Below are 15,766 nucleotides of genomic sequence, written 5' to 3'. Positions count from 1 at the left end.
TATAAAATTAACTGGAGCCGTACAATCTGGAACCGTACAATTTGGAAACATGGTATTTGATTGGGACGAGGAAAAAGCCAGAAGCAATTTTGCCAAGCATAATGTTTCTTTTGATGAAGCCACTTCTGTGTTTGACGATCCGTTATTTTTAACTTTTGCCGATCCAGAACACTCCCTGCAAGAGCAACGCTTTATTATTATGGGAGAATCAGCTAGGGGACGATTGCTAGTTGTCTCTTACACCGATCGTGCAGGCACCACGCGCTTAATCAGTGCCCGCCCAGCTACCCGCAAGGAACGTAAAGCTTATGAGTCAGACCTTTGAAATGGATGATGACTTACGCCCTGAATATGACTTCACCCGACTCCCAGTTGTAGCCAGGGGACAAGGGCGCAAACGATCTACCCTAACTGTTCAGCTAGATCCAGATGTAGCAGCAATTTTTCCAGATTCTGGAGCAGTTAATGAAGGATTACGTCTATTAATGAGACTAATTCAACAGACACCATCCCAACCTAGTCTAGAGTCTAAAACTCTATCAAAAGAGGCATAGGTGGAGAGAGAGAACTTTCTTTGGGGCAACGGAGAACAGAAAAACAAGATGTGTAATTAATTACGACTCCACAAATTTGTCCCAACGCAATTAACTGCAACAAGGTTAAGCTTTAAAGCAGCTAGAATTGTTACTATAGGTTCAGATGAGATATTGAAGCCTTGATCCAATCTGAAACCTTAGAACTACTAGAATGGAATCGCCTCTGCCAGCATCTTGCGACATTTGCGGCAACTAAGTTAGGGGCGATCGCAGCACGTCAGCTAAAAATTCCCGATTCTCAAGCGGAAAGTACGCAGTTGTTGGCACAAACTAAAGAAGTTTACCAACTGGAAAGCCGTATATCCCCCAGTTTATCCTTTGAGGGGATTCAAGATATTGGTGATTCCCTGGAACGGGCAGAACTCCAAGGGATTTTGGGCGGAGATGAATTGTTAGCGATCGCAACTACTCTCTCTGGCAGCAGGAACTTACGCCGAATCATTGACAACCAGGAAGATTTACCTATCTTGACAGAGCTGGTTGCCGATTTACGGACTTATCCCGAACTTGAACAAGAAATTCACCGTTGTATCGATGAACGCGGACAGGTAACCGATCGCGCCAGCCAAAAGCTAGGGGAAATTCGCACGGAATTGCGGAGATTGCGGAGTCAAATCACCCAAAAACTGCAAAATATTTTACAAGCGAAGTCAGGGGCAGTGCAAGAACAACTGATTACCCAAAGAGGCGATCGCTTTGTAATTCCTGTCAAAGCAACACACAAAGACGCTATCCCCGGTATTGTTCACGATACCTCTACCAGTGGTGCCACTTTATATGTAGAACCTCATAGCATCGTGCCCTGGGGAAATCAATTACGTCAGACAATTAGAAGAGAGCAAACAGAAGAAGAAGCGATTAGACGCGGCTTAACAGAGCAAGTAGCAGCAGTTAAACCTGATTTAGAGAGGTTGCTAGCAATTGTTACCACTTTAGATTTAGCAACTGCGCGATCGCGTTACAGTTTTTGGCTAGGGGCAAATCCTCCCAGATTCATTGACTGGGCGGACACAGAAAGCATCACTCTACGCCAGCTGCGTCATCCCCTGTTGGTGTGGCAGCATCAACACGAGCAAAGCCCAGCCGTAATTCCCGTAGATTTATTGATTAACCCCCATATCAGGGTAGTAACTATTACTGGGCCTAATACTGGTGGTAAAACTGTCACCTTAAAAACCCTTGGCTTGGCAGCATTAATGGCCAAAGTCGGCTTATTTGTACCAGCCCGTGAGCCAGTAGAAATACCGTGGTTTAGCCAAGTATTAGCAGATATTGGTGATGAACAATCGCTACAGCAAAGCTTATCCACCTTTTCTGGTCATATACGCCGCATTAGCCGGATTTTGAATGCTGTAGGCAGTGAGAAGGGACTGGGGAATGGTGACTGGGGACTGGGGGACAATGAAGAATCATCAATACCCCATGCCCAATCCCCCATGCCCCATGCCCAATCCCTAGTTTTACTTGATGAAGTCGGCGCGGGAACTGATCCAGCCGAAGGTAGTGCTTTAGCGATCGCGCTGCTGCAATATCTCGCAGATCATGCAGGACTGACAGTGGCGACAACTCACTTTGGAGAACTGAAAGCACTGAAATATGAAGATGAGCGCTTTGAAAACGCCTCTGTAGAATTTGATGAAAGTACCCTATCACCAACTTATCGGTTGTTGTGGGGAATTCCCGGACGTTCCAATGCTTTAGCAATTGCCCAGCGCTTAGGGTTAAAACTAGAAGTTGTCGAAACAGCAAAAACCCATCTGGGAGGCGCAACAGACGAAGTTAACCAAGTGATTGCGGGGTTAGAAGCCCAACGCCGTCGCCAAGAAACCAAAGCCGCAGAAGCCCAAAATTTGTTGCAGCAAGCCGAACGCTTATATAAAGAAGTTTCTACAAAAGCGGCAAACTTACAAGAGAGGGAAAAAGCTTTAAAAGTCTCCCAAGAAGCAGCAGTACAACAAGCGATCGCTCAAGCTAAAGGTGAAATCGCCCAAGTAATTCGGCGCTTGCAACAAGGGACACCCACAGCACAAGATGCTCAACAAGCTACTAATGCTTTAAATCAAATTGGGCAGAAATTTCAACCAGCCGCACCAGCCAAACCCAAAGTGGGATTTATGCCCAAAGTAGGCGATCGCGTCCGCATTTCTCAGTTTGGGCAAACAGCAGAGGTGTTAGTTGCTCCCGATGAAGATGGGGAGTTAACTGTGCGTTTTGGCATCATGAAGATGACAGTCAAGCTGGAAGACATAGAATCTTTAGATGGGCAAAAAGCTGAACCCATCGTCAAACCAAAACCAGCACCAGCACCAGTTACTCCAGCTGCGCCACCAGCCCTAGCAATTCGGACTTCCAAAAATACCATCGATATCCGAGGTAAACGGGTAGCCGATGCCGAATTGCTTTTAGATAAAGCACTGGCAGAAGCTACAGGGCCAATATGGATCATTCACGGACACGGTACTGGTAAACTCCGCCAAGGTGTACATAATTATTTGCAGCAACACCCCAGAGTCAGCAAATACGAAGCCGCAGAACAAGTAGATGGTGGTAGCGGTGTCACAGTGGCTTACGTGGGGTAAGGGATTGGGGAACTCGGGGCCCCTCTGGGGATAAGGGGTAATGGGGACTGGAGACTGGGGATATTACCAATTACCAATCCCCCATGCCCATTTACGCCGGATTCAAAAACTTTGCTACAGTTTGCACATCCTTATCACCACGTCCGGAGCAGTTAATTATAATGCGGGGGCTACCAGTGAGTTGCGGACAGAGGGTTTCTAGATAGGCGATCGCATGAGATGTTTCTAATGCGGGGATAATTCCTTCTAGGCGAGATAATCTTTGGAATGCTTCTAGGGCTTCGGCATCTGTGACGCTGTAGTATTCAGCGCGAGATGTATCTTTCAAATAGCTATGTTCTGGCCCTACTCCGGGATAATCTAACCCAGCACTAATGGAGTGGGCTTCAATTACTTGCCCATCTTCATCTTGCAGCAAGTAGCTCATTGCGCCGTGCAGTACACCTACTTGCCCTTTGGTTAAGGTAGCAGCGTGTTTATTGGTATTTACTCCTTCTCCGGCTGCTTCCACGCCAATTAAGCGCACGGAAGATTCATTGACAAACTCATAAAATAGTCCCATCGCATTAGAACCACCACCCACACAAGCCATGAGAATATCTGGCAAACCGCCCCATTTTTCTTGAGCTTGGGCGCGAGTTTCTTGACCAATGATGGCATGAAAATCACGTACCATCATCGGGTAAGGATGGGGGCCTGCAACTGAACCGAGGATGTAGTGAGTTGTTTCTACATTTGTTACCCAATCCCGAATCGCCTCAGAAGTTGCATCTTTGAGGGTTCCAGTTCCCGCAGCTACAGGACGCACTTCTGCGCCCATTAATTTCATGCGGAATACATTTAATGCCTGGCGTTCCATATCATGAACGCCCATATAAATAATGCATTCCAGGCCAAACCGAGCGCAAACCGTTGCCGTGGCTACTCCATGTTGTCCAGCGCCAGTTTCCGCAATAATTCGGCGTTTGCCCATGCGCTTTGCCAACAGCACTTGACCCAGGGCATTATTAATTTTGTGTGCGCCAGTGTGGTTTAAATCTTCCCGCTTTAAATAAATTTGCGGCCCAGTACCATCTGGGCGAGCATAATGAGTAGTTAAACGTTCAGCAAAATACAACGGTGTAGCGCGCCCTACATAGTCTCGCAGCAGTTGTTGCAGTTCAGAAAGAAACTCAGGGTCATTGCGGTATTGCTGATAAGCTGTTTCTAGTTCAGCCAGCGCAGGCATCAATGTTTCCGGGACGTACTTACCGCCAAAGCGTCCAAAGCGTCCTTGTGTATCGGGAACAGAAGCAGTAGATGGGGAACTTGGAGATATGGGTGTGGTAGTCACGGACTGATCTCTACGACAGAACGAATTTTATTATAGATAAAGTATGAGCTGCATAGAATAAGAAGTGCGATCGCTCACTTGCTGCTACATAGAAAAAAGTTTTTGCGATTAGGGACTAGCTAGACAAGAGACACTGAAGATATAAGGATATAAATGACCTTTGACCCTTGACTCTTGTACAGACGCGATTAATCGCGTCTCTCCAACTCTTGACTTTTGATTAAAATTTATGTCTCCTTCCAATTCTTCAGACAAACGTTTCGTCTATCGTGAATTTGGCAACGATGACTCACCAGCTTTAGAAAGACCAATTGCCGAACTCCCACCACAACAGCAAAATCTGAAAGTGCAAGCTAGCCGCAAAGGGCGTAAAGGTAAAACTGTTACTGTCATTAGTGGTTTTCAGTCCAAGCCAGAAACCCTCAATGATTTAGTAAAACAATTAAAAACTCAATGCGGTACAGGTGGCACAGTTAAAGAAATGGAAATTGAAATTCAAGGCGACCACAAGCAAAAAATTGTCGAAATTTTGACTAAGCTTGGTTATAAAGCCAAAATTAGCGGCGGCTAGTGTAGAGATTGTTGTCAAATTACGAGCATTAGGCAACAAATGGGCTAATGTTATCGTTGAAATATTAATAGATATCTGAGCAGTTGCGAATTTGTTACTTAAATGTCTGCTCACTATTAACATTCACAGGAGGCTTACATGGATTTAATTCGGATTCTCGCCGCGATTTTTTTACCCCCTTTAGGTGTGTTTTTGCAAGTAGGGATAGGTAAAGATTTTTGGATTAATATTATTTTGACCTTTTTCGGCTATATTCCCGGAATTGTCCATGCAATTTGGGTAATTGCTAAGAAGTAATCGGGCATCAGGTTAGGTTGGTTTGCGATCGCTATTTAGATTTTGTAGATCAAATTGGCGATCGCAGTTTATTAGGTTCACTTATAGTCTCTACAAATAAACTAAGAATTATTACAATTCATATAGAAATAATATTTATTTTGAGCGTGAATATTTATATCAATTCCATGCTCATTTTTGTTTTTTATTGCCAATATTTAACACAATATAATTAACCTTATTTAAAATATAGGACTCGTCTTTGATTGTGGAAGTTCACGTAGGATGCGTTAGCGATAGCGTAACGCATCCACTAATTTTTTTCATAAATCAAATCGGATTCCTATATTCTTTCAAAAGATTATGAAAGAAGCTTCCCTGAATAATAAAAGAAATGTAGCGAATAACAGGACAAGTGAAAAAAGAACCGGACAACTGGGTAGGGGCACGGCACCAATAAGATAATTTGAAACACTATAAGATTGTAAATGCCGTGCCCTTAAAAACAATTCATCTGCCAAGAGTTAAAGGTAAAGACAACCTTTAACCCTTTCCCTTTCACCTTTTTCCCTTACTTGTGCTTACACAGCGATTAATTTTTTAATTGGAAGTCCCTGACTTAGTTGGCGCTGTAGATGAACTTGGTGCAGGTTTGGCACGTTCTTGCTGATAAAATTGGGACACTTTTTTCACATAAGCAGCAGTAAAGCCATTGTTACAGCCTGTATAATTCCCAGTCATCCACCAACAAGCTACGCCATTAACTGCCGCAGTTTCATTATTTTTAGTAGCGCGAAATTGGTTATTTAACTCCCGGCGCGTGATACAAGAGACAACTTGGCGTGCTGTTTCCGGACTGTTTTCAAACTGCGTCGGTGTTAGCTCTTTTTTGAGACAAGTTCTTCCCCAACCTTTGAGAGTTTCTGGTTTGACTTGCCATTGACTATATAGTCCATCGTTTTGCTTGCCAGTTTGCGGTGCTGCTTTTCGTAGCGCTTCTACCATTGCTGTAACTTGAGCATCCGCAACCTGCTGTTGTGCTTGAACTAACCCAGAGGAAAGTCCCAAGCTAACAGCCACTCCGCCTAGTAGCAATCCTAAGAAGTTTTTGCTCATGACTTTGGACTTATTTTAAACACTAATCATTTAGGATACTACGTGTTTATATGTTGTAACAATTTTATATTTGGTAGAAAAGCTGAGTTGCTCAGAGGATACGGCATGAGAGCAATGATTTCTGGCGATAATTGCTACTTCTAGGAATCAGATTTGATTTCTCAATCAATCTCATTGAAAGCGGCGGGAAACTCCATCCCCTTGTGGGTGGAGAGGGATAGCCGCCCCGCCGCTTGGGGCATAGGGCATTGGGCATTGGTATTTTCTTTCCCATGACGGCAGTTTGCACAATACTGGAAACCAGCAACGCACTGCCTCCCCTATGCCCAATTCCCAATGCCCAATTCCCAATGCCCAAAAACTCCATCCCCTTGTGGGTGGAGTTTTTCATTATTTTGTAGGGTGCATTAGGCGTAAGACGTAACGCACGCAAAGCCTGAGAACAGGTGCGTTACGTTAAAACTAAAGAGGAAAAGGTAGCAATTAAATCTTGAATGATTCCGTATTAACAATAACTTGTATTTATGAGTTTGAAAAACAAGAGTATTTGCTCCTATCTTGCGGAATGCATAAAGTAGAAGTAGTAGCTGGATACATACATATATAAATGGGTGTATTAGTATGTTTAATAACTTACGGGAAATTCGTTATCAACAAGGTTGTTGCGATCGCGATGCTGGGTTATTGCCTAAAATGCAAGATTCTGCATATTTGGAAGCTTACCTCAAAGGAAGGCCAGAAGGGTTAGATGGCATTATGCAATACTTTCCTTCTGTTGAGGCATATATGAAATGGAAGTTCAAAGATTTAGGTCGTTCAGTATCTTGAGGTTGGAGACTGGGGATTGGGGGCTGGGGATTAGGGATTGGGGATTGGGAGATGAGGAAGCGGAGGAGAAATTTTCAATTCCCATTACCTATTACCAAATGATAAACCATAGTTGTGATTAAGGGCATGGCAATGCCATACCCCTACCCATTTATGCAATTTTTTACCAATTTGTATGGCGGTTTTTGAAATTACAAATTACGAATTACCAATTAAGAAGTAGGCACAGCTATATTTTGACGCACAACACGTTTGCGATCGCTTTTCCTCGTACCCCCAGCCATCTGATATTCATGGCTATTGCTACCGAACTTATACGCAATACCACGCAAAATGTTCTCAGAATAATCGGCTAAATCTTTTTCATTCTCTACAATTTGAGTTAATAAATTATCTATAGTAGAGAGCGCACGATTATATGCTTTTAAAGATTCGCGCAGGTTTTGGATTTTTTCAGTATAACCTTGGACTGTTAATCCTTCTCCTACGTCTAAGCCGGAATTAATAGATTCAATACTAGCTAGACGCTTCTCAGCTTTGCTAAGAACACGTGAACTACGTTTCATTCTTGACATTATTTGCACCCTATTAGCAAATTTTTCCTAAATCTATAGTGGACAATTATGGAAAAATTTGTCATACGTAGAATTGTTGATTTTTCAGAAAAATCTCAAAATTTCCGTAATTTAGCGCAATTTCTAATTAAGAAAGTCTCAAAATATGTCATTTCTAGGGTTTAAAACTGTTAGTGAATTTTAGAACGCCAGTATGTTTTTGTTAACCTCAAGGCGAAATTTCCTACAAATTACGCGAAACACGGAAACGTCAACCCTGAAGTTGATTCCGACTACGCGAAACACGGAAACGTCAACCCTGAAGTTGATTCCGACTACGCGAAACACGGAAACGCCAACCCTGATGTTAATTCCGGGAACCCTGAAGTTGATTCCGACTACGCGAAACACGGAAACGTCAACCCTGATGTTAATTCCGGGAACCCTGAAATTGATTCCGACTACGCGAAACACGGAAACGCCAACCCTGATGTTAATTCCGAGAACCCTGAAATTGATTCAGTTTACGTAGGATGCGTTAGCGATAGCGTAACGCATCCGCAGCAAAGCCTTTCGTGCGTTACGGCTTACTGAGATTTTTTCCTAAATCAAATGGGATTCCTATATTTTATTAAGTAACGTACCATATTCGGCAGCGGTGCGTTAGGCGCTAGATTAGTTATTTTGTAGCAAATAATATCTATCATATGCGCCTAACACACCCTACAACAAGATTTATTTTTGATTGATAAATAATCTCTTATTTAGAACTAGATTCAAAATCAGAGACAGCGCAGGAAAATTCTCTAAAGGCTGTTTTAATTAAAACTTCTTTCATCTCTCTATTCAAAGCAGAATCACGGATCATGTCTGCTAATTCTAGGAATAAAAAAGAAATCATAAATCGGTCTTGGCGGTCAATTTGTTTTAAGCAAGATGAGATAAATTCATATAATTCTGTTTTTTTGGGTTTGCTTTCTTCTTCCCATAATTGAAAAGCTAACCTGAAGGTTTTTAACCTAATTTCGTTGGTGTTGTAAGACGCGTCTTTGTAGCGAATTGATACGCGTTGGGGCATTTCCATAGTTTTGAATAGCCTGAATCAATATAAATTATTCTTCAATTTTTGACTAGTTAATCCGGATAAATTGATGAAGGCTGAAGGATAAATGATGAAGTATGAATTAGATAATTTTAAGTGAATGCAGATGCCTTACGCTATCGCTAACGCATCCTACGTGGATTTAAATCAAAGATGATTACTATATAATTTGGGAATTAAAATTTGTTTTGGGGTAGAGATTAAAGGGTAAAAGTTAAAGTGTTTTATTTTGCTTTTTACTTTTTGGTGTGAGAAGTCGCTAAAATCGAAATGTTTACATAATAATTTACGCTTAGTTAGGTTGTGGCTACTGTAACTTGTCCTCGCTGCCATCAACTGGTTGATCATCAGGCTATTACTTGTCCTTATTGTCAGACAACTCTCAAGGCTTACGGACATCCAGGTATTCCCTTGCATCGTGTGAGTGGTGATGGTTATCTGTGCGATACTTGCACCTATCATGCGGATGATACTTGCAATTTTCCTAAACGTCCCTACGCCAAAGACTGTACCCTTTACCAAAATTTGGAGGAGAGTAAGTTGGAGTCACAACAGCAGCTTGCTGAACAGAGTTTTGGTGTGGTTGTGAAAGGTTGGATTAAACGTAATCAGGGCTTGCTGTTGATATTAGGTCTATTATGCATCTGTTTACTGCTGGCTTTGTCAACAGGATAGCGGGGGTGATAATAATACTCGGTTAAGCGTTTTGAACTCAAAATTGGTTTTGGGGAAAAGGTTAAAGGTTAAAGGGGAAGGGGAAAAGACAAAACCTTTCCCCCTTTCCCTATTGGTTTTGGGGAAAGGGTTAAAGGTTAAAGGGGAAGGGGAAAATACAAAACCTTTCCCACTTTCGCTTTCCGCTTTTCCCGACTTGTACAATAAGTCTAATGTTTTGTATGAGGTCATTGGTGTCAAATTAACGTGAAACCCGCTTTCTGCAAAGGTTTTGCCCTCACCCCCAGCCCCTCTCCCACTAGGCTACGGTGTATACACAAATCGGAGTTATTTTGAGATCCGGGTTTTACCCCCCTTAATCCCCCCTTGGCAAGGGGGGAAACAAGAAAATCAAGTTCCCTCCCCTTTGCAAGGGGAGGGTTAGGGTGGGGTAATTCGAGGAATGGTAGTGATGCGATAACTTGTGTGTACACCGTAGCTCCCACCAGGAGAGGGGAGCAAGAGATTCAATTCCCCTTCTCCCTGAGGGAGAAGGGGTTAGGGGATGAGGGCGAGGGTTGTTGTACAACACGCGCCGTATATAGCTTTTAGCTTAAGTTGACACGTATGGGTGCGATCGCGACTATCTTTTTGGCTTCATCTACTGTAATCCGCGCTAGTCCAAATTTTTCAATAATCGCCGCATTTGTGGTTAAGTGGGTACTAATTTTAGATACCCCATATTGGCTTTCTTCTAAGGCTAAGGTAGCTGGTAATAATAATTGATCACCTAAATGTTCATCGACTGGTGCGCCTGTGTGATGAAATTCTAACAATTGGCGACAAGCAATATCTGCAACTTTCTCGGCTGGTAAGCGTAAACGCCCAAAGCCACCAAATCCAGTCAAGCTATTTTTATATTCAGCAGTTAAAAAAACTCCAGCCCCCGGTGCAATTCCTTTTTCTCGCAAGGCTTGAATAGCTGCATTTAAACCAGCTTGATGTAATAAGTTCTGGGCGCGATTCGCCATGCGTTGAGAAATATGGGAGGCTAATTCTGTGACTACTGCTAACCCTCTGACTTGCTGTAAGTTACCTCTCTCTAGCAAAGTAATACCGTTAATTTTGCCATTACCATTCACTTTAATATGCATTTCGCCGCCACCTTGGGGATACCATCCCCAAGCGCGTAACTTAGCTGTCGCCTTCACTCCCATGCGGCGCAGCATTGGCAAATATACTTGTTCAATATAGGTCATGGTGGGGCTAAAGGGGACATGAGTTCCACCTTTTAAAATTATTTGCGATTCCGCAGAAGCTAAAGCCAAGGGTAAAAGAACAGTCTGTAATACCAAAGTCATCGCCCCAGCCGATCCGCTTTGTTGTGCTTCGGTGACATCAAAGGTATATTGTCCCGGCTTTACAGCACTACCAGGAATAAATTCCAGCATCATGGAACCTAAAGTATCACCCTGCATTTTGGCATCACAAATTCTAGCCGCAGCACGAACTGCTGTTAAATGTTGTGCTGCTAATCCTGGTCTTCTACGTTTAGCACGAATACCTGCAATGCGGATAGATTCACCAGTAATAGCCGCTAAACTCAAGGAAGTGCGAAGAACTTGTCCGCCTCCTTCTCCGTAGGAACCGTCAATGTCAATCATGGGCAATTTGAGATATTGAACTTTGGATTATCTCTACGGTTGAGTAATCAGATTACAAAGTTTATAGCTGTTTTCATCTAAGTGCAATATGGCTTTTGGTTTGGGGTTTGGTGTTTGGGGTTTGGTGTTTGGTGTTTGGTGTTTGGTAATTGGTAATTGGGTGTTTGTCTTTTATTCTTCCTCATCTCCCAGTCCCCAGTCCCCAGTCCCCACACATCCCAGGAGATTGCTAAAATCCTGTTATCCTCGTAACTACTCACGCAGAAAGCACCAGAAAAAGCGATCGCTATGCTTCAGTATCCGAATCTCGAACAAGCGCTAAAATATCACTTCGGTTATGACCGATTTCGTCCGGGACAACGGCAAATTATCGAGGATGCGCTGCAAAATCGGGATTTAATGGTGGTGATGCCTACGGGTGGGGGAAAATCTTTGTGCTTTCAGTTACCAGCGCTGTTAAAGAAGGGTTTGACGGTGGTGGTGTCTCCTTTGATCGCTTTGATGCAAGACCAGGTGGAGGCGTTACGGAATAATAATATTAGCGCTACTTTCCTCAATAGTAGTTTGAATGCTTATAAGGTGCGATCGCGGGAAGAAGCAATCCTCAGTGGTAAGGTGAAATTACTTTACGTTGCACCGGAACGGCTGTTGAGTGAAAGATTTCTGCCGTTTCTGGATTTAGTTAATCACCAAATTGGGATTTCTACTTTTGCAATTGATGAGGCGCACTGTGTCTCGGAATGGGGACATGATTTCCGTCCAGAATATCGGCAATTGCGATCGCTACGCCAACGTTACCCTAATATTCCTGCTGTCGCCCTGACTGCTACAGCTACCGATCGCGTGCGGAGTGATATTATCCAACAACTAGGGTTAAAGCAACCGAGTATCCACATTGCTAGTTTTAACCGTCAAAATCTTTATTATGAAATCCGTTCTAAATCTAAATATGCTTACGCAGAATTATTAGAATTAATTCGCGAAACTCAAGGTTCGGTAATTATTTATTGTTTAACTCGTAAAAAAGTTGATGAACTAACTTTTAAATTGCAAAACGATAAAATCTCTGCCATACCTTATCATGCGGGTTTAACTGACGACGAACGCACCAAAAACCAAACCCGGTTTATTCGCGATGATGTGCAGGTAATTGTCGCCACCATTGCGTTTGGAATGGGAATTAATAAGCCGGATGTGCGCTTAGTAGTTCACTTTGATTTACCACGCAATATAGAAAGTTACTATCAAGAATCCGGGAGGGCGGGTAGGGATGGCGAACCTTCGCGCTGTACGCTGTTCTTTAATTATGGTGATATTAAAACTATTGAATGGAGTATTAACCAAAAAACCGATCAGCAAGAACAGTTGATTGCGAAACAACAATTGCGGCAAATGATCGACTATGCCGAAGGTACAGATTGCAGACGGACGATTCAACTAGGTTATTTTGGCGAACGCTTTGCTGGTAATTGTGGTAACTGCGATAATTGCCGTTATCCCAAACCGATGCAAGATTGGACAATTGAGGCGATGAAGTTCTTATCTTGTGTAGCGCGTTGTAAAGAAAGATTTGGGATGCTGCATATTATAGATGTGCTGCGGGGTGGAAAAAGCCAGAAAATTCTGCAAAACGAACATGACAAGCTTTCTACCTATGGTATCGGTAAAGATAGAACTGTGGATGAATGGCGAATGCTGGGGCGATCGCTTTTACATCAAGGTTTACTCGAACAAACCGCTGATGGTTACTCGGTTTTGAAGCTGAACGCCTTGAGTTGGGAAGTAATGCGGCGACAACGTACCGTCAATTTAGCTGTGTCAGCAGTGCAAAAAGTTACTTGGGAAGAAACTAGCGAAAAAGCAGTTGAGGTAGAACTACTCATGCAGAGATTGCGATCGCTGCGGAAACAACTAGCTGATGAACAATCTGTACCACCCTACGTTGTTTTTCAAGATTCTACTTTGAAATTAATGGCACAGGTGCAACCCACAACCCTCAGCGAATTTGCCAAACTTTCTGGTGTAGGTAGCCACAAACTCGCCCAATATGGTGATAAATTTCTGGCAGAAATTCGCGCCTATCGTCAAGAACAAGGTGTGATCGATGTAGTTGTGAATGAAAAACCAGCTTTTGGTTTTCGCTTACCTTCGACTACAGAATTATTAACATTACAATTGCATCAACGCGGTTTAACTGTTGCCAAAATTGCCGAGCAAAGAAATATTCGTTCTAGTACAGTTGTAGGACATCTAGTAGATTTAATTGAAAATAATCAGCCTGTAGATTTAAATCAATTGGTTCCTTTAGAAAAGCAAAAAAAGATTTGGCAAGTCTTAGAAGTGCTAGGTGATATTTCTCTCACCCCCATTCGTGAACAGCTGGGTGAGAATTATACTTATGATGAAATTCGCTTAGTACGGGGAAGATGGCGAAGGGAGAAAAGGAAGTAATTGGTAATTGGTAATTGGTAATTGGTAATTGGTAATTGCCCTGTTTAAGCTAAAACACATCTAATACCAATTCAAATAATGTTTGCGACAGATAAATTCTTTGTAGGGGCACGGCACCAATAAGATATTTGATATGCCAAAAGATTGTGGATGCCGTGCCCCTATTGACCCATCTGTTGCGTTCTTTTTTCACAATGGTATGATTTTACAGATTAAATTTTATCAATCTCTTGTGGGGTGGGCATCTTGCCATTGGTGTCAACTTAAGCTAAAAGCTATATAGGGCGGGCGTTGTACAAATACCTCGTGCCCTCATCCCCTAACCCCTTCTCCCTCAGGGAGAAGGGGAATTGAATCTCTTGCTCCCCTCTCCTGGTGGGAGAGGGGCTGGGGGTGAGGGCAAAACCTTGCAACCAAGCGGATTTCACGTTAAGTGGACACCAATGGCATCTTGCCCGCCCAAATCATGCAATTTAAATGCTGATTAGCTTATAAAAAGGTATTATCAACTTGTGATTTTAAAAGCTTGTCATTACCTACAAACTTTAAGCTATTCCCAATTTAAATTGCATAATTTAGGCGCGCATAATGCCTGTTCTACAACATCTTAAAATATTGTAGATATGCAAAATATATTGGATTTAGCTTAATTTTTGCTTTGCCGTCTACTCACTTGGAAATAAATTTCCATACCTATCGTAAGTTAGATTTTGTAGTGAGATGACAGGTTGTTTTGATACTGGAACCTTGACAAAATGTAGGTAATGACAAGGGGGATTTCTCTGTTTTCTGTTGACTTTCCGTAAATCACGCTTTAATCAAAATGATGAGCTTGGATTAATCGCAATTTTGGTGAATACTACCAGATTTTATGAAGAAAAGCTGGGTACTTCTGTAATAGGTTCTGGTACCTCAAGAGGAACCACAGAAGGTTGAGCTTCTTTGGTCTTGGGTGCCAAAATTATCGATAGCAGCTTAGGGAAAGACAAGCAAATAACAGTACTCACCAGAGTTAATAGTAGTGCATCTATCATACTCATAGATTATCCCCCCATAAAATAAATATTTTTTTGATTCTATTTCTTAACTTAGCAGTAAATTTTGTATTTGCAAATACACCTATCATTTGGAATTACTTGTACTTTATATAAGCAAGTTAAATATATTTATTTTCTTTGCCAACCATAGAAAAAATTATTGGTTGGTGATGCGCTTATGCTGATGTTTTCATGTATGTGAAAATATCCTATTTGAATTGTCAACTTCCTCGCAACAGAACATAGGCAAGACGGAAACAGCGTACTAATTCTACACTGCTCGTCTAACCCTCATAAATATTTCTCACAAACAATCGAGAGTTTGTATCCCTATCTCCAAAAATTTTGAAGATTACGTAGTCAGCTATTTAATGCTGAAAAAATTCCCAAATATAGCAGTCCCAAATTATTTGTGAAAAACTATTGATGAGGCTACGAGAGATTTCACAAGTCAAATAGGATGGCAATCGAACTCAACATCGTATGAATGCACCGGTGGGTTGTTCTCCTCATTAAAAGCTCCAACTAAAGAAGCTGAAAGTATCATTAATTTGGAGTACAGCGATCGCAAAAACGAGGACGGAATCTACAAAATTGGCTGCCTGTCAATGGGTGAACCGTACAATAAGGAAAGGTCGTGATTGGGACTCTACTTGCTTGGGAACTGGTTGATGATTCAGTCGGTTCGGTTTTAAGTGAGAGAATAGTAGATAGCAGCTTAGGAAATGCCAAGCAAGCAATAGTACTGATGATTGTTAGCAATGCAGCATCCTGTACAACGATAGGTAATCACCCCCCTGTGTAAATAGGTGGTCGCTTTGATCTACTGTCAGCAAATATTGATGTCATGACAATTAATGTAATGACAGCCATTGCTTTAAGTCTATATAAGTGAATTCTACCATAAATATTTGTAAATGGAAGCTAGAACTTTCCGAAAATATAGACGCGGAAAGCATTGTGTATATTAAAGACATTTATTGAGACACAATAGCAAAATCATCT

Annotated in this window: 15 protein-coding genes; 9 read left to right on the top strand and 6 right to left on the bottom strand. The window is 42.1% G+C overall.

Features of this window, described 5'->3' with window-relative positions; translation table 11 throughout:
- Positions 1-49 precede the first annotated feature (49 nt).
- The 3 genes from AACU25_RS05400 (at position 50) to AACU25_RS05390 (ending at position 3,175) form a co-directional block, all read left to right on the top strand.
- A complete protein-coding gene (locus AACU25_RS05400) occupies positions 50-325 on the top strand; it encodes a BrnT family toxin (RefSeq protein ID WP_096583517.1) in 276 nt (91 codons plus the stop codon).
- On the top strand, positions 309-554 hold the full coding sequence (locus AACU25_RS05395) for a hypothetical protein (RefSeq protein ID WP_096574242.1): 246 nt from the start codon (positions 309-311) through the stop codon (positions 552-554). The genes AACU25_RS05400 and AACU25_RS05395 overlap by 17 nt, the downstream gene beginning before the upstream one ends.
- Before the next feature lie 161 nt (positions 555-715).
- Positions 716-3,175, top strand: coding sequence for an endonuclease MutS2 (locus AACU25_RS05390; RefSeq protein WP_096574241.1), 2,460 nt, complete (start codon positions 716-718; stop codon positions 3,173-3,175).
- Positions 3,176-3,266: 91 nt separating this feature from the next.
- Here the strand turns inward: AACU25_RS05390 and trpB are convergent, their stop codons facing one another.
- The gene (gene trpB, locus AACU25_RS05385; RefSeq protein WP_096574240.1) at positions 3,267-4,508 is read right to left on the bottom strand and encodes a tryptophan synthase subunit beta; all 1,242 of its coding nucleotides are present in this window, start codon (positions 4,506-4,508) and stop codon (positions 3,267-3,269) included.
- Between the two features lie 229 nt (positions 4,509-4,737).
- Between trpB and AACU25_RS05380 the strand changes: the two genes are divergently transcribed.
- Positions 4,738-5,079: a translation initiation factor gene (locus AACU25_RS05380; RefSeq protein WP_096574239.1), complete on the top strand. Its 342-nt coding sequence runs from the start codon at positions 4,738-4,740 to the stop codon at positions 5,077-5,079.
- A 138-nt stretch (positions 5,080-5,217) separates the two neighbouring features.
- Entirely contained in the window at positions 5,218-5,376 is a 159-nt protein-coding gene (locus AACU25_RS05375; protein WP_096574238.1) for a YqaE/Pmp3 family membrane protein, read from the top strand.
- 579 nt (positions 5,377-5,955) lie between these two features.
- On the opposite strand, the gene AACU25_RS05370 is transcribed toward AACU25_RS05375, so the two are convergent.
- Positions 5,956-6,471 carry a hypothetical protein gene (locus tag AACU25_RS05370; protein ID WP_096574237.1) on the bottom strand — a complete coding sequence of 172 codons (516 nt, stop codon included), beginning with the start codon at positions 6,469-6,471 and terminating at the stop codon, positions 5,956-5,958.
- Between the two features lie 621 nt (positions 6,472-7,092).
- Between AACU25_RS05370 and AACU25_RS05365 the strand changes: the two genes are divergently transcribed.
- Positions 7,093-7,299, top strand: coding sequence for a hypothetical protein (locus AACU25_RS05365; protein WP_096574236.1), 207 nt, complete (start codon positions 7,093-7,095; stop codon positions 7,297-7,299).
- 212 nt (positions 7,300-7,511) lie between these two features.
- Here the strand turns inward: AACU25_RS05365 and AACU25_RS05360 are convergent, their stop codons facing one another.
- Both AACU25_RS05360 and AACU25_RS05355 read right to left on the bottom strand, forming a co-directional pair.
- Positions 7,512-7,865, bottom strand: a complete 354-nt coding sequence (locus AACU25_RS05360; protein WP_321206688.1) for a hypothetical protein — start codon at positions 7,863-7,865, stop codon at positions 7,512-7,514.
- A gap of 748 nt (positions 7,866-8,613) precedes the next feature.
- Entirely contained in the window at positions 8,614-8,937 is a 324-nt protein-coding gene (locus AACU25_RS05355; protein WP_045871901.1) for a hypothetical protein, read from the bottom strand.
- A gap of 321 nt (positions 8,938-9,258) precedes the next feature.
- On the opposite strand from AACU25_RS05355, the gene AACU25_RS05350 reads away from it, so the two are divergent.
- Positions 9,259-9,630 (top strand): zinc ribbon domain-containing protein, encoded by a 372-nt coding sequence (locus AACU25_RS05350; protein WP_096574234.1) that lies wholly within the window; start codon positions 9,259-9,261, stop codon positions 9,628-9,630.
- 587 nt (positions 9,631-10,217) lie between these two features.
- Here the strand turns inward: AACU25_RS05350 and rtcA are convergent.
- Positions 10,218-11,273: an RNA 3'-terminal phosphate cyclase gene (gene rtcA / locus AACU25_RS05345; RefSeq protein WP_096574232.1), complete on the bottom strand. Its 1,056-nt coding sequence runs from the start codon at positions 11,271-11,273 to the stop codon at positions 10,218-10,220.
- A 288-nt stretch (positions 11,274-11,561) separates the two neighbouring features.
- On the opposite strand from rtcA, the gene recQ reads away from it, so the two are divergent.
- A complete protein-coding gene (gene recQ, locus AACU25_RS05340) occupies positions 11,562-13,724 on the top strand; it encodes a DNA helicase RecQ (RefSeq protein WP_096574231.1) in 2,163 nt (720 codons plus the stop codon).
- Positions 13,725-14,593: 869 nt separating this feature from the next.
- Here the strand turns inward: recQ and AACU25_RS05335 are convergent.
- The gene (locus tag AACU25_RS05335) at positions 14,594-14,764 is read right to left on the bottom strand and encodes a hypothetical protein (RefSeq protein ID WP_190445983.1); all 171 of its coding nucleotides are present in this window, start codon (positions 14,762-14,764) and stop codon (positions 14,594-14,596) included.
- 634 nt (positions 14,765-15,398) lie between these two features.
- Here AACU25_RS05335 and AACU25_RS05330 point away from each other — a divergent pair.
- Entirely contained in the window at positions 15,399-15,566 is a 168-nt protein-coding gene (locus tag AACU25_RS05330) for a hypothetical protein (protein WP_190445984.1), read from the top strand.
- Positions 15,567-15,766: the final 200 nt, after the last annotated feature.

The sequence above is a fragment of the Tolypothrix tenuis PCC 7101 genome (assembly GCF_963874875.1).
Lineage (GTDB): Bacteria > Cyanobacteriota > Cyanobacteriia > Cyanobacteriales > Nostocaceae > Aulosira > Aulosira tenue.
The sequence above is the reverse complement of the archived record's forward strand: the minus strand, read 5'-3'. Positions and strand labels throughout refer to the sequence as shown.

Excerpts from the sequence above, each read along its gene's own strand:
- AACU25_RS05400 (WP_096583517.1), top strand. The coding sequence starts at position 50 with ATGGTATTTGATTGGGACGAGGAAAAAGCCAGAAGCAATTTTGCCAAG.
- AACU25_RS05395 (WP_096574242.1), top strand. The coding sequence starts at position 309 with ATGAGTCAGACCTTTGAAATGGATGATGACTTACGCCCTGAATATGAC.
- AACU25_RS05380 (WP_096574239.1), top strand. The coding sequence starts at position 4,738 with ATGTCTCCTTCCAATTCTTCAGACAAACGTTTCGTCTATCGTGAATTT.
- AACU25_RS05375 (WP_096574238.1), top strand. The coding sequence starts at position 5,218 with ATGGATTTAATTCGGATTCTCGCCGCGATTTTTTTACCCCCTTTAGGT.
- AACU25_RS05370 (WP_096574237.1), bottom strand. The coding sequence starts at position 6,471 with ATGAGCAAAAACTTCTTAGGATTGCTACTAGGCGGAGTGGCTGTTAGC.
- AACU25_RS05365 (WP_096574236.1), top strand. The coding sequence starts at position 7,093 with ATGTTTAATAACTTACGGGAAATTCGTTATCAACAAGGTTGTTGCGAT.
- AACU25_RS05360 (WP_321206688.1), bottom strand. The coding sequence starts at position 7,865 with ATGAAACGTAGTTCACGTGTTCTTAGCAAAGCTGAGAAGCGTCTAGCT.
- AACU25_RS05355 (WP_045871901.1), bottom strand. The coding sequence starts at position 8,937 with ATGGAAATGCCCCAACGCGTATCAATTCGCTACAAAGACGCGTCTTAC.
- rtcA (WP_096574232.1), bottom strand. The coding sequence starts at position 11,273 with ATGATTGACATTGACGGTTCCTACGGAGAAGGAGGCGGACAAGTTCTT.
- recQ (WP_096574231.1), top strand. The coding sequence starts at position 11,562 with ATGCTTCAGTATCCGAATCTCGAACAAGCGCTAAAATATCACTTCGGT.
- AACU25_RS05335 (WP_190445983.1), bottom strand. The coding sequence starts at position 14,764 with ATGAGTATGATAGATGCACTACTATTAACTCTGGTGAGTACTGTTATT.